The following is a 17,034-nucleotide window of genomic DNA, read 5'->3' as shown; positions in this document are numbered from 1 at the left end:
CCCGCTCAGGTCACCGGCGCGCGAGGCGCAGCGCGTACCAGGCGGCGCCAGCGGCGAGCACACCGAAGCCCGCGAGGACGCTGGTCACGGGCAGGTTGACCGCGAGCAGTAGACACCCGACCAACCCCAGGCCGGCGAGCACCTGCACCGGCAGCCGCCGACCGGGTTCCCGCCCCAGTGTGAGCGCCGCCGCGTTGGTGATCGCGTAGTAGACCAGCACCGTGCAGCTGGAGAAGCCGATGGCCCCCCGTACGTCGCCGAGGAGCACGACCACGATCACCACGGCGGCGACCGTCAGCTCCGCGCGGTGCGGCACCCGGTGCACGGGGTGCACGGCGGCCAGCGCGCCGGGCAGGTCGCGGCGGCGGGCCATCGCGAGGGTGGTCCGGCCGACTCCGGCGACCAGGGACAGCAGCACCCCGACGACCGCGATCGTGGCCCCGGCGCGGACCACCCAGGCCAGGCCGGGCAGCCCGGCGGCGGTCACCACGTCGACCAGGGGCGCGGCGGACCCGGCCAGCCGGTCGGCGCCGAGTACGCCGAGCGTGACCACGGCCAACACCACGTAGATCGCGAGCACCGCCCCGAGCGCCAACGGCACCGCGCGGGGAATGGTCCGCTGCGGATCGCGGACCTCCTCGCCGAGCGTGGCGATCCGGGCGTACCCGGCGAAGGCGAAGAACAGCAACCCGGCGGCGGTGAGCACACCCCGGGCGGAGCCGCCGGGCTCACCGAGCCGATCCAGGTGCACCGGCCCGCCCGCCACTCCGACGACCGCGACCAGGGCCAGCACCGCGAGCACCAGCGCCACCAGCAGTTTCGTGACGGTGGCCGTCTTGCCGATGCCGCGCAGGTTCACCCCGGTCACCGCGAGCACCGCGCCGACCGCGACCAACCGGGCCTGGCCCGGCCACAGGTACGCCCCGATGGTCAACGCCATCGCCGCGCAGCTCGCCGTCTTGCCGACCACGAACCCCCAGCCGGCCAGGAACCCGGCGAACGGCCCGATGCGTTCCCGACCGTAGACGTACGTGCCGCCGGACTCCGGGTAGCGGGCCGCCAGCCGCGCCGAGCTGGTCGCGTTGCAGAAGGCGATGAAACCGGCCAGCACCAGCGCGGGCAGCAACCCGGAGCCGCCGGCCGCCGCCGCGGCCGGGCCGAAGACCACGAAGACGCCCGCGCCGAGCATCGAGCCCAACCCGATGACAACCGCATCGGGTACGCCGAGCCGCCGCGACAGTTGGTCCACGGACCGAAACCCTAGGGGTACGAGGTGAACGGCCGGTCCCAATCGCGTAGCCGGCGGGGGAGCGGTATGTCGTCCCAGGGCACCCGGTGCAGCAGCCGGTCCAGCAGGAGGCCCAGCAGCAGCCCGGCCACCGAGTCGGTCAGCCAGTGCCAACCCAGGTAGGTGGTGGTGGTGAGGACGACAAGCGGTGGCACGATGCGGATCACGGTGACGAGCCGGGCGGGCAGTTGGCGGCCGAAGCTGCGGGCCAGCGGGGCGAGCAGCAGCGCGATGACGCCGTACCAGACGATGGCGTTGGCGACGTGCCCCGACGGGTACGACTGGGCGAATCGGACCGGCAGGTCGTCGTGGAACAGCGGCAGGGTCTGCTCGGGCGGCAGGAAGGGCTCCTTGACACTGGCGCTCGGTGCCGCCCGCGCGGTCCAGACCTTGAGCGGGCCGATCGTCAGGTAGGTCAGCACGAACCCGACCACCGGCGGCAGGATCGGCCGCACCGACCGCAGCCGGACGGCCAGCAGCACGCCCAACCCTGCGGCGATCAGGGTCAGTGGAGTGCCCTGGCCGAGCAGGTTGAATACCCGGGCCACCCAGTAGGCGACCGTCGGTCGGTGCCCGTCGGCCCAGTCGGCCACCGCCCGGTCCAACCCGAAGAGTTGGTCGGCGGCGAGCGCCACCGTCAACCCGACCAGACCGACCAGCAGCAGCGCGTCGAACCACCAGCCGGCCGGGCGGACGGGCCGTAGCCGCAGGTCACGTCGTACCGCCGTGGGTTTGAGCACGCGACCACGCTACCGGCCCGGCGCCAGGCCGGGGTGTTCGGCGCTGTGGGCCCAACCACGATGTGAGGCGGATGCGGGGGGCGAGGCGTCATGCTTGTGCCCGTGCGGATCACGTCTGCCCTCGTGGACCCGGCGCTGCTCGACCTGCCCTGGTCGACACCGCTGGAGGAGTGGCCTGCCCAACACCTGGTGGCCCTGCCGCAGGGCATCTCCCGACACATCGTCCGGTTCGTCCGGCTCGGTGACTACGTGTACGCGTTCAAGGAGACTCGCGAGCGGATCGCTGAGCGGGAGTACGACCTGCTCAGGGCCTTGGAGAGGATCGACTTTCCCTCGGTCGAGGCGGTGGCGGTCGTCGCCGACCGGCAGACCGAGGACGGGGAACCTCTCGAATCGGTGCTGATCACCCGGCACCTCCAGTTCTCCCTGCCGTACCGGGCGCTGTTCTCGCACACCCTGCGGCCGGAGACGATGAGCCGGCTGCTCGACGCGCTCGCCGCCCTGATCGTGCGGATGCACCTCACTGGCTTCTTCTGGGGTGACTGCTCGCTGTCGAACACGCTGTTCCGCCGGGACGCGGGCGCGTTCGCCGCCTACCTGGTGGACGCGGAGACGGGCGCGTTGCACAACTCACTCTCCAACGGTCAGCGCGGTGAGGACCTGGAGATCGCCCGGGTGAACATCTTCGGTGAGGCGCTGGACCTCCAAGCCGCCGGCCTGCTGCACGAGTCCATCGACCCCGAGGTGGTCTGCGAGGAGGTCGTGCAGCGCTACGAGCGACTGTGGCACGAGATCACCTACGAGCAGGCCGTCGAGCGGGAGGCCCGGCACGACATCGAGGGCCGGATCCGCCGCCTCAACGAGCTGGGCTTCGACGTGGCCGAGGTGGCCATGTCGTCCATCGACGACGGGCGTTACCTGGTCCGGCCGAAGGTGGTCGACGCCGGCTACCACACCCGGCGGCTGCTGCGGCTGACCGGTCTGGACGCCGAGGAGAATCAGGCGCGCAAGCTGCTCAACGACCTGGACGCCTATCGGGCGGAGAGCGACCTGACCGACGAGCAGCAGGCCGCACACCGCTGGCTCACCGAGGTCTTCGAGCCGGTGGTCCGGGCCGTTCCCGCGCACCTGCGCCGCAAGCTGGAGCCGCAGGAGCTGTTCGCGCAGATCATCGAGCACAAATGGTTGCTCTCCGAGCAGGCCGGCCGGGACGTCGGGATGCGCCACGCGGTCCAGTCGTACCTGGCCGACGTGCTGGTGCACCGTCCCGACGAGCAGGCCATCCTCGGCGTGGAAGTCCCCAGCCTCAACTGACCTTCGCCCCGCGGCTGGCCCGACCTGCGCTCGCTTCCGTAACGCCGGAGTCGGCAGCTTGGTGTTGACGTCCTGTAGAGCTGCCCCGGATATGGGGCAGTTGTGATGCGCCATGTGCCGACATCGATCGTCCGCGCGGTCCGCGCGGACGGTTCTCCACGATCGCCGGGGCTTCCGGCGCCGCCTGCCCCATATCCGGGGCAGCTCTACAGGCTGCGCAACAGGTGGCCGCAGTGGACGGCCGCAACAGGGGCCGGTCACCTCCCCACCGCTACGAGCGTGGTCGACGGGCTCGGCGTCAGTCCACCCAGGAGCCTCGGCGCAGCACCCGGACCACCTTCAGGTCGGCGTCCAGCACCACCAGGTCGGCGCGGAGGCCCACCTGGAGGGCACCGACCCGGTCGCCCAGGCCGATGGCCCGCGCCGGGGTGGTGGCCACCATCCGCGCGGCGTCCGAGATCGGGATCCCGGCGTCCACGGCGTGCCGCAGGGCGGCGTCCATGGTCAGGGTGCTGCCGGCGATCGACCCGTCACGGGCCAGTCGCGCCACCCCGTCGGTCACGGTGACGGCCTGGCCGCCCAGCTCGTACTCGCCGTCTGCCATCCCCGCGGCGGCCATCGCGTCGGTGATCAGCGCGGCCCGGTCCGGGCCTGCGGTCGCGGTCGCGAAGGTCAGCATGCCGTCGTGCAGGTGCACCCCGTCGGCGACAAGTTCGCAGATCACGGTGGGCTCATCGAGCAGGGCCACCACCGGACCCGGTTCGCGGTGGTGCACGGGACGCATGCCGTTGAACAGGTGGGTGCCGACGCTGGCGCCGGCGGCGACCGCCGCGCGAGTCTGCTCGTACGTGGCGTCGGTGTGGCCGACCGCCGCCACCACCCGCTGCGCGGTGAGGAGCTTGATCGCCTCCAGTGCGCCGTCGCGTTCCGGGGCGAGGGTGACCATCCGGACCGCACCCCGGCCCAGCTGGATCAGCTCGGCCAGCTCGTCGGTCGACGGGTCGCGCAGGTACTCCGGGTTCTGCGCGCCACACCGTGCTGAGGAGAGGTAGGGCCCTTCGAAGTGGACGCCCGCCAGCACACCCTCGTCGACCAGGGGAGCAAACGCCTCGGTGGCCGCGCGCATCAGCGGGAAGGGCGAGCTGACCAGGCTCGCCAGCAGGGTGGTCGTGCCGTGCGCGAGGTGGAAGTCGGCCGCCGCCCGAGCCTCGGCGGCATCCCCCGTGGTGAAGGTGTGCCCGCCACCGCCGTGGGTGTGCATGTCGACGAAGCCCGGCAGGATCCAGTGCCCGTCGCGGACCGAGGGATATTCGGCCACCGCGGTGATCCGATCCCCGTCCCACTCGACGCAGCCCTGTCGGATGACACCGGTCGGGGTCACCACGCGGCCGTTCACCCGTACGGTCATCGTTTCTCCTGGTGGTCACGGACGCGAACGGCGTCCAGGGCGAGCAGGGCGGCACCGAGGCAGCCGGCCTCGTCGCCGAGGGCAGCCGCGACCAGCCGCGGCTCCCGGTGGAAGGTCATTCGCTCGTGCAGCGCTGCCCGCAGGGGGGTCAGCAGCCGGTCGCCGGCCTGGGCCAGGCCGCCGCCGAGCACGATCGTCGCCACGTCGTACAGCGCCTGCCCGGTGGCAAGGCCGTCGGCGAGTGCCTCGACGGCCTCCTGCCAGACCTCGCCGGCGAGTGGCTCGCCGGCCGCGGCCCGCTCGGCCACCTCGGCGGCTGTCACCGGGGCGTCAGTTGTCGCACCGGCGAGTTCGGCGTAGCGGCGTCCGATCGCGGAGGCCGAAGCGATCGCCTCCAGGCAGCCGGGTCGACCGCAGCCGCAGCGCGGGCCGGCGGGTCGGACCAGGATGTGGCCGATCTCCCCGGCGGCGTCGTGGGCACCCACGGCGGCTCTGCCGTCGACGACGTGCGCGGCGGCGATGCCGGTGCCGATCGCCACGAACAGCACGTGCCCGGTGCCGCGCCCGGCGCCGAGCCGGGCCTCGGCGAGACCACCGACGCGCACGTCGTGGCCGAGCGTCGTCGGCAGGCCGAGCCGCTTGACCGCCAGGTCCCGCAGGGGTACGTCCCGGAAGCCCACGTTCGCCGACCAGACCGCGACTCCGCGTGCCTCGTCCACAACCCCGGGCACGGCGATGCCGACAGCGATCGGGGTGAGGCCGTCGGCGCGGGCCTTCTCGGCAAGCCCTTCGGCCACGTCCAGGATCGTGCTGACCACTGCCGTCGGGCCGCGGCTGGCGTTGGTGGGGTGCCGCTCGGTGCGTACGGTGACGCCGTCCGGCCGGACCAGGGCGCACTTCATGCCGGTGCCGCCCACGTCCAGCGCGACGACCACCTGGTCGGCGTCCACGGCGTCGCTCACTGGGCCAGCTCGGTTCGCGACTGCGGGGCTCGCAAACCCGGCTCACTCCTCGCGCTCACGCCAACACCACGGACCGGCTCAGGTGCCGGGGCGCGTCCGGGTCGAGACCCCGGCTGGTGGCGAGCGCGACAGCGAAGCGTTGCGCCAGGATCAGGTCGGCCATCGGGTCGACCGGGGTGCGACCGGCGGACCAACTGCCGAGCACCGTGCGCCAACCGTGGCTGCGGCTGTGCACGAAGGCGGCGCCGGTGGCGGCCACGTCCTCGGGGAGACCCTCGGGCAGCTCGCCGAACGCCCAGACCAGCCGGCCGGGCGCGGCGACCGAGATGGGGCCGTGCCGGTAGTCCATCGCCGGGTACGCCTCGGCCCAGAAGGTGGCCGTCTCGCGACACTTCAGCGCTGCCTCCTGGGCCAACCCGACCGTCCACCCCCGACCGAGGAAGGTGACCTGCCCGATGGTGGCCGGGTCGATCGGCAGCGGGGAGCGCACGGCCACCTCGGCGTCGGCGGCGAGCGCGGTCACCGGGTCGCCCAGGTGGGCCCGGAGCAGGGCCAGGGCAGTGGTCGGGAAGCGGGTCTGCACCACCGACCGCTCGTCGGCGAAGGGCATGGCGACCGTGGCGGTGGCCAGGTCGACCGCCGGGGACGCCGGGTCGCCGACGATGACGGTGGTGGGTGTACGCCCACGCAGCGCGGCGAGCAGGTCCAGCACCTCCGTCGTGCAGCCGGAGCGGGTGATCGCGATCAGTCGATCGTACTGGCGGCCGGCGGGGAACTCGGATGCCTGGAACGCGTCGGTCTCGCCCTGGCCGGCCTGCTCGCGGCGGGCCGCGTACGCCATCGCCATGAACCACGACGTGCCGCAACCGACGACGGCGACCCGCTCACCGGGGCGCGGCAGGTCACCGCGTACGACGTCGGCCAGCTCGGCGGCCTCCCGCCAACAGTCGGGTTGGCTCGCGATCTCCGCGTCCACGTACGCCATGGGAAACTCCTCGCAGGGGCGGCCGGTGCGCAATACGGCTCGTTAGACCCGCATTTCGCGCGTTATTCTGCGCGAACGCGGGTGGCCGTGGCAACCGACCAGCCGATCGCGCAGGTCAGTCTTTTGCGCCAGCCTAGTTTCGCGCACTAGTGTGCACGCAATCAATCACCGTCCGTGCAGTTACTGGGAGGGCCCCCGCGGTGGACCGGTACGCCAGATGGAACGCCCTGCTCGAAATGCTGACCGACAACGGCCGGGTCAGCGTGGAGGCGGCAGCCGAGCGGCTCGACGTCTCCCAGGCCACCATCCGGCGTGACTTCGACCAGCTCGCCCAGCAGCAGATGATCACGAGGACCCGGGGCGGCGCGGTCGCCAACGGCGTCTCGTACGACCTGCCCCTGCGCTACAAGACGGCCAAGCACTCGGCGGAGAAGCAGCGCATCGGGGCTGCCGCCGCAGCGCTCGTCACGCCGGGCACGGTGGTCGGCCTGAACGGCGGCACCACCAGCACCGAGGTCGCGAGGGCCCTCGCCGTCCGGCCGGACCTCAACACCAGTGCCGAGGGTGCCCAGCTCACCGTGGTGACCAACGCGCTCAACATCGCCAACGAGCTGCTGGTCCGGTCCCGGATGAAGGTCGTGGTGGCCGGCGGGGTGGTGCGCCCGAAGTCGTTCGAACTCGTCGGCCCGCTGGGCGGGGCGCTGCTGCGCGAGGTCACCCTGGACGTCGCTTTGCTCGGCGTGGACGCGATCGACCCGCAGCTCGGCGCCGCAGCCCACCACGAGGGCGAGGCGGCGATGAACAACCTGATGGTGGCCCGGGCCAAGCGCGTGGTCATCATCGCGGACTCGTCCAAACTGGGCGGGCACGCCTTCGCCCGGATCTGCCCGGTCGAACGGGTGGAGACGCTGGTGACCGACTCCGGTGCCGACCCGACGGTGGTGGAGGGGTTCCGCGCCGCCGGCGTACAGGTCATCTGCGCCTGAGCCGTCACGTTCCGTCGATGAAGTAGCCCGATCGGCGCGTCGATGCATACCGCGTATTGCGGCCGTCTGCATACCGCGTATGGTGTCGCCTGTCACGCCCACCCATCGGGGGAGGTGCAGCTTGCCAGCTGTCCTGGAGATCGAAGGTCTACGTAAGACGTACAAGAGTCGTCGACGCGGCACCCGCAACGCGCTCGACGGCTTCGACATGCGGGTCGACGCGGGGCAGGTGCACGGCTTCCTCGGCCCCAACGGATCCGGCAAGACGACCACTCTGCGTACTCTGCTCGGCCTGATCCGGCCCGACGGAGGGCGGATGTCACTGCTCGGGCACGAGGTGCCCGACGCGCTGCCCGCCGTCGCCGGCCAGGTCGGCGCGATCGTGGAGAGCCCGCAGTTCTTCCCGCACTTCTCAGCACGGGACACGCTGTCCCTGCTGGCCGGTGCCGGCGAGGTGCCGGCCACCCGGGTCGACGAGGTGCTGGAACTCGTCGGGCTGCGCGACCGGTCCGGTGAGCGGGTCAAGACGTACTCGTTGGGCATGAAGCAGCGGCTCGCCGTGGCCTCGGCCCTGCTGAAGAACCCGAAGCTGCTCATCCTCGACGAGCCGGCCAACGGCCTCGACCCGGGCGGCATCCGGGAGATGCGCACGCTGATGCGTACCCTCGCCGAATCCGGCATGACAGTGGTGCTGTCCAGCCACATCCTCGGCGAGATCCAGCTGATCTGCGACTCGGTCACCATCATCTCGCTGGGTCGGCGGGTCGCCTTCGGCCCGGTCGACGAGGTGCTCGCGCAGCACTCGTCCAGTGCGGTCCGGATCCGGCTGGAAGCGGTCAGCGACCTGCCGGCGGCCACCGAGGTGCTCACCCGGGCGGGGATCCAGGTTGCCGAGCACCCCGACCACCTGATGCTCGCCGGCGTCGACAAGCCGGCCTCGGTGACACGGCTGCTCGCCGAGCAGAACCTCTATGTCAGCGAGTTGGCGCCGATCGCCGTCGATCTGGAGAGCGTCTTCCTCGAACTGACCGCCACCGCGCCGGTCCCCGGTCAGCACCGGCAGGTCGACGAGTCCATGAAGGTCGGCGGGGCGGGTCAGCCCGGCCCCGCCGGAGGAGGGTGGGGCGCGTGAGCCTCTTTCGGACGGAGTTGCGCCGGCTCACCAAGCGGCGTTTCAGCCGGTACATGACACTGCTCGGTCTGCTGGTGCTGGCCGCGGTGGTGATCGGGGTCTTCTTCAGCAACCAGAAGCTCGGCGCCGAGCAGCTCGCCCGGGCTGAGCGTCAGGCCGACCAGCAGTACCAGGAGCAGGTGCGCTACATCGAGCAGGAGCGCGTCGCGTGCGAGCAGGCCAAGACGGCCGGCACGCCGAACGACGGCCGCTACCCGGACGACTGCTCGATGATCACGCCGCCGTCGCGGGACCAGATCGAGGCGCAGTGGTTCCTGCCCTCGACGTTCGACTTCCGGGAGACGTTCGACGAGACGCTGATCCCGTTCGCGGCGATCCTCGCCCTGGTCGGGTTCGTGATCGGCGCGTCCTTCGTCGGTGCCGAGTGGAGCACCGGTGGCATGATGAATCTGCTGCTCTGGCGGCCCAAGCGGCTCACCGTGCTGCTCACCAAGCTGGCCGCGCTGCTGACCGGCATCCTGGCGGTCACGCTGCCCGCCGCGGTGCTCTGGTTCGCCGGGTTCTGGGCGGTCGCGTCCTTCCGGGGCAGCACCGAGAAGATGACCTCGGGTGTCTGGCAGTCGTTCATGCTGACCGGGCTGCGCGGTGTGGTGCTGGTGCTGGTCCTCACCACCATCGGCTTCGCCCTGGCGTCGCTGGGCCGGCACACCGCGATGGCACTCGGCGGTGTCGTGGCGTTGATGGTGGTCGGCCAGTTCGGCCTGGGCATCCTGCTGGCGATGGCGAACGTGCGCTGGGCCGAGGCATTCCTGCTGCCCACGTACGCGCTGGCCTGGATGACGAAGACCGTCACCCTCCAGGACTGGAACTCCTGCAACGCGACCTACTACGGAGAGTGCAAGCCGGACACTCTGGACATCACCTGGCAGCAGTCCTCTGTCCTGCTCTCGGTCGGGGTGGTGGTGATCCTCGGGGCGGCGCTCTGGGCGATGCGTCGCCGCGACATCTCATGACCTGACCGAAGTGACGCGGCGCGGCCGGCCCGGCCGTCGGGGTTTCCCGACGGTGCGGAGCGGCCGCGCCGCTTGCTGCGTCCCTGGTCGCCGCTGACTAGGCTGAGCGACATGTCCGCCGACGCCACCCCCGCCACTCCCGAGCCGTCCACCGACGCTCGTCCGGGTGACGCGGCGGGTGGTGCCGGGCCGATCGTCCCGACTCCCCGGCCGGCGCCGTCCATCGAGACCACCGACGAGTCGGCGCTGTCCGCCGACACCATCGACGAGCCCGCGCCGCCCGCTGATCCGCAGCCCGGGCTGACCGAGCGGGAGCGGGCCATCCTCGCCTTCGAGCAGCAGTGGTGGCGGCACGCCGGCGCCAAGGAGCAGGCCGTCCGGGACACCTTCGGGATCTCGTCGACCAGGTACTACCAACTGCTCAACGGGTTGTTGGACAACCCGGCCGCGCTCGCCGCCGAGCCGCTGCTGATCGGCCGGCTGCGCCGCCTGCGCTCGTCGCGCGCCCGCAACCGGCGCCGCTGACCGCGTTACTCCCTTGGCGCCCTGGCGTCTGATTCCTTCCTTTTGTCGCGTTGCTGCCTCCGTCGCCGATCCTCGGGCCAGGCCGGACGGCTGAACCGCATGCCGGTCGACCAGGCGGGTAGGCGGGAGGCGTTCCGAGGTCGCCACGCGGCCCCGGACTCAGGAAGGGAGCGGAGGATGACGGCTACGAACCAGAGCGGCAGAGCCCAACAGGCTCGACAGGAGGCCTCCCGGGTCGGCCAGCAGGCCACCCAGGCCGGGGGTCAGGTCGCACATACCGCTGCCGAACAGGGCGGGCAGGTGGCCGCCGAGGCACGGCGGCAGGCCCAGCAGTTGACCGGCCAGGCTACTGGGCAGCTTCGTGACCAGGCGCAGACGCAGCAGCGGCGAGCCGCTGAGGGACTTCGCGACCTGGGTCAGAACCTCAGCTCGATGGCCGAACGGGACGGCGATTCCGGACTCGCCGGTCAGGTGGTGCGCAAGGCCGCCGACGCCGCCCAGCAGGCCGCCGGGTGGCTCGACGAGCGCGAGCCCGGCGAGGTGCTAGATGATGTCCGCACGTACGCGCGCCGCCACCCGGGGACGTTCCTCGCGGGCGCGGCGGTGGCTGGACTGCTGGTCGGGCGGCTCACCCGCGGCCTGACGGCGTCGGCCTCCGGCAACGGTGGAACGGGCAGCGCAGCCGGCGGGCCGTCGCAACCGCAGGCCGCGCCGGCGGAGACTGGTCAGCCCTACGTGGGTACGGCACGGGCGCAGAACGTCTCGCCCGCCGGCCGACAGTCGTCCGACCTGCCGGGTGGGGTGGCCCCGTGAGCGCCCCCGAGAAGGAACGGACCCAGGCCTCGGTCGGCGAGCTGCTGGGCGATGTGACCCGGGACATGTCCACCCTGGTGCGCAAGGAGGTCGAGCTGGCCAAGGCCGAACTCCGCGAAGAGGTCAGCCAGGCCGGCAAGGCTGGCGGCATGTTCGGCGGCGCCGGGCTGGCCGGGTTCCTGGCGGTGCTCTTCGTGTCGTACGCCCTCTGGTGGGGGCTGTCCAACACGATGGACCAGGGGTGGGCGGCGTTGATCGTCGCGGTCCTCTGGGCCGCCGTTGCCGGTGGTCTCTTCATCAACGCCCGGGCCCAGCTGAAGCGGGCGCGTGCGGTTCTGCCCCGGACGAAACAGACTGCCCGGGAGTTGCCGGACGCCCTGCGGGGTCGGTGAACGAATCGGGAGGAGACAGATCATGTCCAGTGATCCGGATCGGATCCGGCGGGAGATCGAGACCACCCGCACCGAGTTGAGCTATGACGTCGACGCGCTGACTGACAAGGTCAACCCGCGTCGGATCGCCGGTGACCGTGCCGGGCAGGCCCGGGATGCGTTCACCCGAGCGAAGGAGAAGATGATGGGCAGCTCGAGTCACATGGGCCAGGAGACCGGCCAGCGGGTGTCCCACGCGGCTGGCTCGGTCCGCGACGAGACCCGTTCTCTCGGGCAGCAGTCCCGCGAGCGGGCTCAGGGCAACCCGATGGCCGCTGGCCTGGTCGCCTTCGGCGTCGGTCTGCTGGCTGCCTCGCTCATCCCGCCGAGCGGGCGCGAGCGGCAACTCGCCGGACGGGCCCGCGACATGGTCAGCGAGCACTCCGATCAGCTGCGTGAGCAGGCGAGTCAGGTCGGCCACCAGGTGCAGGACAACCTGCGGGAGCCCGCACAGCAGGCGGCACAGTCGGTGCGCGCCAGCGCCCAGCACGGGATGTCGGCGGTAGGCGACCAGGGCCGCTCGGCCGCCCGTCAGGTGCAGGGAGAGGCGCATGCGGCCGCCGACGACGTTCGGCAGCGCTGACCCGATGGACGCGTCGGGGCCGGGGCGGGTGATGCGGGTTCGCTCCGCGTCCGCGCCGGCCCCGGCCCGGCCGGTCAACGAGGACCTGGTCTTCCGGTTCGGTCCGCTGGTCGGCGTCCTGGACGGCGCGACAGTGCCGGACGGCTTCGACACCGGCTGCGTTCACGGGCCGGAGTGGTACGTCCGGCACCTGGCCGCCCGGATCGGTGTGGCGGAGGCGGTCCGCCCGGCGGCCCGGCTGACCAGCAACCTGGCCGCGGCCATCCTCGCCGTACGCGCCGACCACGGCGGGCAGTGCGACCTCGACCATCCGGGCACCCCGTCCAGCACGGTCTGCCTGCTGCGTGACTGCGGCGACCAGGTGGACTACCTGGTGCTCTGCGACAGTCCACTGGTCCTGGACACCGGCGGCCAGGTCAGCGTGGTGACCGACAACCGGCTGGACACGGCCATGGCGGAGCTGCGGGAGACGGTCGCGGCCGTGCCGGGTGGTGGGGCGGACCCGGTCACCCGGTTCCGGCACGCCGTGAGCGTCCAGCGGGAGCGGATGAACCGCACCCACGGCTACTGGGTAGCGGCGGCCGACCCCGACGCGGCCTTCCACGCGGTGACCGGGACCCTGCCACGGCACGGCCCGGCGGCGGTACGCCGGGCGGCGCTGCTCAGTGACGGCGCGTCCAGCGCGGTCGAGCAGTTCGGGTTGACCGACTGGGCCGGTCTGCTGGACCTGCTGAGCACCGACGGGCCGGGCGGGTTGATCGACCGGGTCCGGGCCGCCGAGCGCGACCACCCCGATCGGCTGCGCCGGCACAAGCCCACCGACGACGCCTCGGTGGTGTTCTGCGAGTTCGAGTAGGCGGATCAGAAATTTTCTACCCCGACGGGTGACAACGGAGCGTGAGGAGGAACACCCACGCCGCCCGACCGGCCGGTACGACTGACCGGACCGCCACTGGATGCCCAATGGGGTGGACTTCGACCATTGAGGCCGGCAGACTGCGGCACGTGGCGGGTGCGGTCCGGCTGGAGCCGGTGGACGAGCAGAACCTGGAGCCGTTGCTCTCCGTAGCGGCTGCCGAGGCCGAGCCGGATGACGTGATGCCTCCGGTCGAGGCGCCCGCAGGTTGGTCGCTCGCCCGCCGGGAGGCGTTCCGGGACTTTCACCGGGCCAGTTTCGGTGGATTGGACGGCCCGACCGGTTCCCAGATGTACGCGATCCTCGTCGGCGGCGAGGTCATGGGCATGGTCCGGATGACTCGCTGTGACGAGCCCGGCACGGTGGAGACCGGCATGTGGCTCGGGCGCTCGGCCCGGGGCCAGGGGATCGGCGTCGTCGCCCTGCGCGAGCTGCTGAACGAGGCCGCACGGGCCGGCATGCGGGCCGTCGTGGCGGAGACGACCCGGGACAATTTCGGCGCGGTCTCCGTACTCGAGAAATGCGGCGCGAAGCTGCGCGAGGACGGCGGAAAGGTGCGCGCCGAAATCTGCCTCGACTCGACGCCGCCCGCGCTCTGAGCGAGGCCGGTCGACGGTGACCCTGGTCGGCGGCGACCGCGGTGGGCCACCGCCGACCGCCTGGATCAGGCTGGCACGCGGACGATGTCGTAGTCGGTGCTCGGCGTCGACTCCACGTCGAACCGGCCGTTGACCACGTACAACGCCGAGCCGAGCAGGTCGCCGGTGGCCGGCGACCGCAGTTGCGGGCCGGTGATCTCCCGCTGGACCACCCCGGCGGTGTAGCCGGCGTTCATCCGGACCACGGCGATGACGTTGGTCAGGTTGCGGATCACATAGAGGGTGCGCCCCCGCAGCACCAGCCCGTCGGCCCGCTCCACCGAGTAGCCACCGAGGTCGACGACGCGGCTGCCGCCGGTGCGCGGGTCGACCCGCACGAGCTGGCCGCTGAGCATCTGCGCGACCAACAGATCCCCGTCCGGCAGCGCCACGATCCCGTTGTGGTAGACGTCCGGCGTCGCGGCCGGGCCGGTGAGCTGAAGGACCCGGAACGCGGTGGGGGCCGGCAGGCGACCACCCGGACCCAGCGGTACGACGTACAGGACCTGCCGGCCCGAGTCGGTGAAGTAGACCGCCCGGTCCGTGATCACCAGGTCGTTGACGTAGCTGCCCGGCTCATCCGTGAACTGGTAGTGGGCCAGCTTGGCGCCGGTGCCCGCGTCGTACACGCTGGCGCCGCCTCCGGAGAAGTCGGCTGTCCAGAGTCGGCCCTGCGGGTCGAGCTTGAGGCCCGCCTTGTCGGTGCCCGGTGTGCCGGGGATCAGCACCGACCCGCGGCCGGTGCGTAAGTCGCCCCGCCACACCGCTCCGTCCAAAATAGATCCCACGTACACGGTCGTCCCGCGACCGATCGTCAGCCCTTCGGGGGTGAATCCGTTCGGCAGGGCGATCCGAGCCGGGAATGGCTTCGCCGGATGAGCGGTCGCCGGTGCACCAACCGTGACCAGGGTCGCCGCCGCCACCAGGGGGACGAGGAGGAGAGAGGACAACTTACGCAAGGAACACCGCCTGACGTCGCAGTGGATGACTCCACTGAAGAAAGTGACGTCCTAGGAACGCTCGGGATGTTGCGAAAGGTTGTCCTTCTCTGATCACTCCCGGTTGGCGGCGTACGCGGCCAACCAGGCGACCTGGGCCGGGTCGAGTGACGGGCGTACCCGCGCTCGCGCGGCCGCGACGTGTTCGGCGGTCACCGTGGCGGCGGCGAGCGACTCACGCATCGCGGCCAGCGCCGCCTCCCGGACCAGCGCCGCACAGTCCGCCGCGGAGAAGCCGGTCAGCTCGTCGCCGAGGGCAGCCAGGTCGACGTCCGGGGCCAGTGGCACCTGTCGGGACGCGGCCCGCAGGATCTCCGAGCGGGCCGGCCCGTCCGGCGGTGGCACGTAGACCAGCCGTCCCAACCGGCCTGGTCGCAGCAGCGCCGGGTCGACCAGGTCCGGCCGGTTCGTCGCGCCGACCACCACCACGTTGCGCAGCGTCTCCACCCCGTCCAGTTCGGTGAGCAGCGCGGCGACCACCCGGTCCGTGGTGCCACCGTCGGTGGCCTGGCCGCGTACCGGGGCCAGCGCGTCCACCTCGTCCAGGAAGATCAGGGTGGGAGCCGCCTCGCGAGCGCGGCGGAACAGCTCCCGGACCGCGCGCTCGCTCTCGCCGACCCACTTGGAGAGCAGTTCCGCGCCCTTCACCGACAGCACGTTGGCCCGCCCCGACCCGGCCAGCGCGGTCACCAGATAGGTCTTGCCGCAGCCTGGCGGCCCGTAGAGCAGCACGCCGCGTGGCGGCTGCACCCCGAGCCGGGCGAACGTGTCCGGGTAGGTCAACGGCCACAGCACCGACTCGGTCAAGGTCTGCTTGACCTCGTCCAGGCCACCCACGTCGTCGAGGGTCACCGAGGCCAGATCCAGTGTGGACGCAGCCATCGTGGTCGGTCGGACCACCTCCAGTGCAGCGCTGAAGTCGGCCATCGACACCGTGGGCGTCTCGGCGGACTTCTGCCGCAGCGCCGCGCGTACCCCGGCCTCCCGGACCAGCGCGGCCAGGTCCGCCGCGACGAACCCGGGGGTACGCGCGGCCACCTCGTCCAGCCGGACGTCGTCGGCCAACGGCACCTGCCGGGTGAGCACTGTGAGTTGTTCGCGGCGCAGCGCCTGATCGGGGAGCGGGATGCTGATCCGCAGCGACAGCAGGTCAGGCGCACGCAGTGCGGGATCGGCCGCCTCCGGTCGGCTGGTGGTGCAGACCACGGCGACGCCGGCTCGAATGCACTCGGTGAGCACCTGGCGGAACACCGTCGCAACCGGGCCGGGACTCTCCGCCGGTGCGAGCGCCTCGACGTCGCTGACCAGCAGCACGGCCGGCCCGCCGTCCCGGGCTTTCGCCGCCGCGCCGCGCATCCGGTCGGCTGCGGCCTGGTTGGTCAACGCGGCCACCTCGGGCGCCCAGAGCGGATGGACGCGGGCCCCGACCCGGGCGGCAACGGCGTGGACCAGCGCCGACTTTCCCGAGCCCGCCGGGCCGACGAGCAGCACGCCCAACGAGATGGTGGTGCCCAGCCGGCCCAGCACCTCCCGGTGGTGGAAGCCGAGGTCGAGCAGTTCGGTCAGCTCCTCGGCCTGGGCCCGCAGCCCGGGCAGCTCGTCGACGTCCGGCGCGTCGTCCGGCACGTCGGCCGCCGGCGTCGCGTCGGTCGCCCCGCGCGGCCGGCCCGGCGCGGTGTCGACCGGGGTGGGCCCGCCGTGGGTGGTCGCGCCATGCTCCCAGGCGATCACCGTGTTCATGGTGACCAGAGCGCCGGCCGACGGTTCGATCGCGACCACGGTGAGCAGGGTGCTGGTCCAGGCGAAGCCGACCGTGTTGGCCAGGCTGCGTCGAGCCGCCTCGACCAGGCTGCGCACCGACGCGTCCGGCAGCACGTCCTGCGGCAGCAGCGACACGTCGTCGCCCGCGGTGAGCACCTTGCCCAGCAGTGCGAGCCGGAGCATCTCCGGGCTGACCGCCGCGACCACCTCCACCGGGCCGGCCAGGACGACCCGGCCCGCCGGGGTCAGCGGCACCGGGGTGAGGAGTACCTGACCGCCGTCGCGCAGGCCCAGGTTGCCCAGGATCAGGTCGTCGGCGTACAGCAGGGCGCTGCTCGCGCCCGGCGCCGCCGCCGCCACGATCCCGGCTGTCTCCCGGCGGCCGACAAGCCGGACCGGGTCGCCGGGGCGCAGCCCCAGCGCGGTCAGCGCCTCCGGGTGCAGCCGGACGATGCCCCGTCGGGCGTCCAGCGCGGCCGGCCGAAGGCTCGCCGTCAAGGTCAGGTCGGGTTGCGCCACTGCCCGACCGTAGCCGCCGACA

At 72.2% G+C, this 17,034-nt stretch carries 17 protein-coding genes; 10 read left to right on the top strand and 7 right to left on the bottom strand.

The window, feature by feature from the left end; genetic code table 11:
- Window positions 1-10: 10 nt before the first annotated feature.
- Together AC3CF1_RS17265 and AC3CF1_RS17260 are read right to left on the bottom strand one after the other, a co-directional pair.
- Window positions 11-1,249 carry an APC family permease gene (locus tag AC3CF1_RS17265; RefSeq protein WP_488450833.1) on the bottom strand — a complete coding sequence of 413 codons (1,239 nt, stop codon included), beginning with the start codon at window positions 1,247-1,249 and terminating at the stop codon, window positions 11-13.
- Window positions 1,250-1,260: 11 nt separating this feature from the next.
- Window positions 1,261-1,998 (bottom strand): phosphatase PAP2 family protein, encoded by a 738-nt coding sequence (locus tag AC3CF1_RS17260; RefSeq protein WP_488452093.1) that lies wholly within the window; start codon window positions 1,996-1,998, stop codon window positions 1,261-1,263.
- A gap of 132 nt (window positions 1,999-2,130) precedes the next feature.
- Here AC3CF1_RS17260 and AC3CF1_RS17255 point away from each other — a divergent pair, with 132 nt between their 5' ends.
- Complete coding sequence (locus AC3CF1_RS17255; RefSeq protein ID WP_371409795.1) at window positions 2,131-3,342, top strand: DUF4032 domain-containing protein; 1,212 nt, start codon at window positions 2,131-2,133, stop codon at window positions 3,340-3,342.
- 298 nt (window positions 3,343-3,640) lie between these two features.
- Here the strand turns inward: AC3CF1_RS17255 and nagA are convergent, their stop codons facing one another.
- Genes nagA through AC3CF1_RS17240 form a run of 3 tightly spaced genes read right to left on the bottom strand, consistent with a single transcriptional unit; the run spans window position 3,641 to window position 6,697 of the window.
- Complete coding sequence (gene nagA, locus AC3CF1_RS17250; protein ID WP_488450832.1) at window positions 3,641-4,750, bottom strand: N-acetylglucosamine-6-phosphate deacetylase; 1,110 nt, start codon at window positions 4,748-4,750, stop codon at window positions 3,641-3,643.
- Window positions 4,747-5,712, bottom strand: a complete 966-nt coding sequence (locus AC3CF1_RS17245; RefSeq protein ID WP_488450831.1) for an ROK family protein — start codon at window positions 5,710-5,712, stop codon at window positions 4,747-4,749. The genes nagA and AC3CF1_RS17245 overlap by 4 nt, the downstream gene beginning before the upstream one ends.
- Window positions 5,713-5,767: 55 nt before the next feature.
- Window positions 5,768-6,697: an SIS domain-containing protein gene (locus AC3CF1_RS17240; protein WP_488450830.1), complete on the bottom strand. Its 930-nt coding sequence runs from the start codon at window positions 6,695-6,697 to the stop codon at window positions 5,768-5,770.
- Between the two features lie 200 nt (window positions 6,698-6,897).
- On the opposite strand from AC3CF1_RS17240, the gene AC3CF1_RS17235 reads away from it, so the two are divergent.
- The 9 genes from AC3CF1_RS17235 to AC3CF1_RS17195 all read left to right on the top strand — a co-directional run bounded on the left by AC3CF1_RS17235 (window position 6,898) and on the right by AC3CF1_RS17195 (window position 13,695).
- Window positions 6,898-7,683, top strand: coding sequence for a DeoR/GlpR family DNA-binding transcription regulator (locus AC3CF1_RS17235; RefSeq protein ID WP_088950447.1), 786 nt, complete (start codon window positions 6,898-6,900; stop codon window positions 7,681-7,683).
- Window positions 7,684-7,804: 121 nt separating this feature from the next.
- Window positions 7,805-8,815, top strand: a complete 1,011-nt coding sequence (locus AC3CF1_RS17230; protein ID WP_488450829.1) for an ABC transporter ATP-binding protein — start codon at window positions 7,805-7,807, stop codon at window positions 8,813-8,815.
- Window positions 8,812-9,828, top strand: a complete 1,017-nt coding sequence (locus AC3CF1_RS17225) for a DUF2705 family protein (RefSeq protein ID WP_406083040.1) — start codon at window positions 8,812-8,814, stop codon at window positions 9,826-9,828. Before AC3CF1_RS17230 ends, AC3CF1_RS17225 begins: the two co-directional genes overlap by 4 nt.
- Before the next feature lie 111 nt (window positions 9,829-9,939).
- Window positions 9,940-10,353 (top strand): DUF3263 domain-containing protein, encoded by a 414-nt coding sequence (locus AC3CF1_RS17220; RefSeq protein WP_488450828.1) that lies wholly within the window; start codon window positions 9,940-9,942, stop codon window positions 10,351-10,353.
- A gap of 177 nt (window positions 10,354-10,530) precedes the next feature.
- Window positions 10,531-11,166, top strand: coding sequence for a hypothetical protein (locus AC3CF1_RS17215; RefSeq protein ID WP_488450827.1), 636 nt, complete (start codon window positions 10,531-10,533; stop codon window positions 11,164-11,166).
- Window positions 11,163-11,558, top strand: a complete 396-nt coding sequence (locus AC3CF1_RS17210; protein ID WP_488450826.1) for a phage holin family protein — start codon at window positions 11,163-11,165, stop codon at window positions 11,556-11,558. The genes AC3CF1_RS17215 and AC3CF1_RS17210 overlap by 4 nt, the downstream gene beginning before the upstream one ends.
- Window positions 11,559-11,580: 22 nt before the next feature.
- Window positions 11,581-12,180: a DUF3618 domain-containing protein gene (locus tag AC3CF1_RS17205; RefSeq protein ID WP_210927095.1), complete on the top strand. Its 600-nt coding sequence runs from the start codon at window positions 11,581-11,583 to the stop codon at window positions 12,178-12,180.
- Entirely contained in the window at window positions 12,149-13,036 is an 888-nt protein-coding gene (locus AC3CF1_RS17200; RefSeq protein WP_355159305.1) for a hypothetical protein, read from the top strand. Before AC3CF1_RS17205 ends, AC3CF1_RS17200 begins: the two co-directional genes overlap by 32 nt.
- A 149-nt stretch (window positions 13,037-13,185) precedes the next feature.
- Window positions 13,186-13,695 (top strand): GNAT family N-acetyltransferase, encoded by a 510-nt coding sequence (locus tag AC3CF1_RS17195; protein WP_355159303.1) that lies wholly within the window; start codon window positions 13,186-13,188, stop codon window positions 13,693-13,695.
- Window positions 13,696-13,760: 65 nt separating this feature from the next.
- Here AC3CF1_RS17195 and AC3CF1_RS17190 read toward each other — a convergent pair whose 3' ends face one another.
- Complete coding sequence (locus tag AC3CF1_RS17190; protein WP_328533362.1) at window positions 13,761-14,684, bottom strand: SMP-30/gluconolactonase/LRE family protein; 924 nt, start codon at window positions 14,682-14,684, stop codon at window positions 13,761-13,763.
- A 102-nt stretch (window positions 14,685-14,786) separates the two neighbouring features.
- Window positions 14,787-17,012 (bottom strand): AAA family ATPase, encoded by a 2,226-nt coding sequence (locus tag AC3CF1_RS17185; protein ID WP_488450825.1) that lies wholly within the window; start codon window positions 17,010-17,012, stop codon window positions 14,787-14,789.
- Window positions 17,013-17,034: the final 22 nt, after the last annotated feature.

Source organism: Micromonospora sp. MGP-C2 (genome assembly GCF_057766525.1).
Note: the sequence above shows the minus strand (reverse complement) of the source record. Positions and strands in the feature narration are given on the sequence as shown.

Coding starts and splice junctions, on each gene's coding strand:
- nagA (WP_488450832.1), bottom strand. CDS start 4,750: ATGACCGTACGGGTGAACGGCCGCGTGGTGACCCCGACCGGTGTCATC.
- AC3CF1_RS17240 (WP_488450830.1), bottom strand. CDS start 6,697: ATGGCGTACGTGGACGCGGAGATCGCGAGCCAACCCGACTGTTGGCGG.
- AC3CF1_RS17220 (WP_488450828.1), top strand. CDS start 9,940: ATGTCCGCCGACGCCACCCCCGCCACTCCCGAGCCGTCCACCGACGCT.
- AC3CF1_RS17215 (WP_488450827.1), top strand. CDS start 10,531: ATGACGGCTACGAACCAGAGCGGCAGAGCCCAACAGGCTCGACAGGAG.
- AC3CF1_RS17205 (WP_210927095.1), top strand. CDS start 11,581: ATGTCCAGTGATCCGGATCGGATCCGGCGGGAGATCGAGACCACCCGC.
- AC3CF1_RS17200 (WP_355159305.1), top strand. CDS start 12,149: ATGCGGCCGCCGACGACGTTCGGCAGCGCTGACCCGATGGACGCGTCG.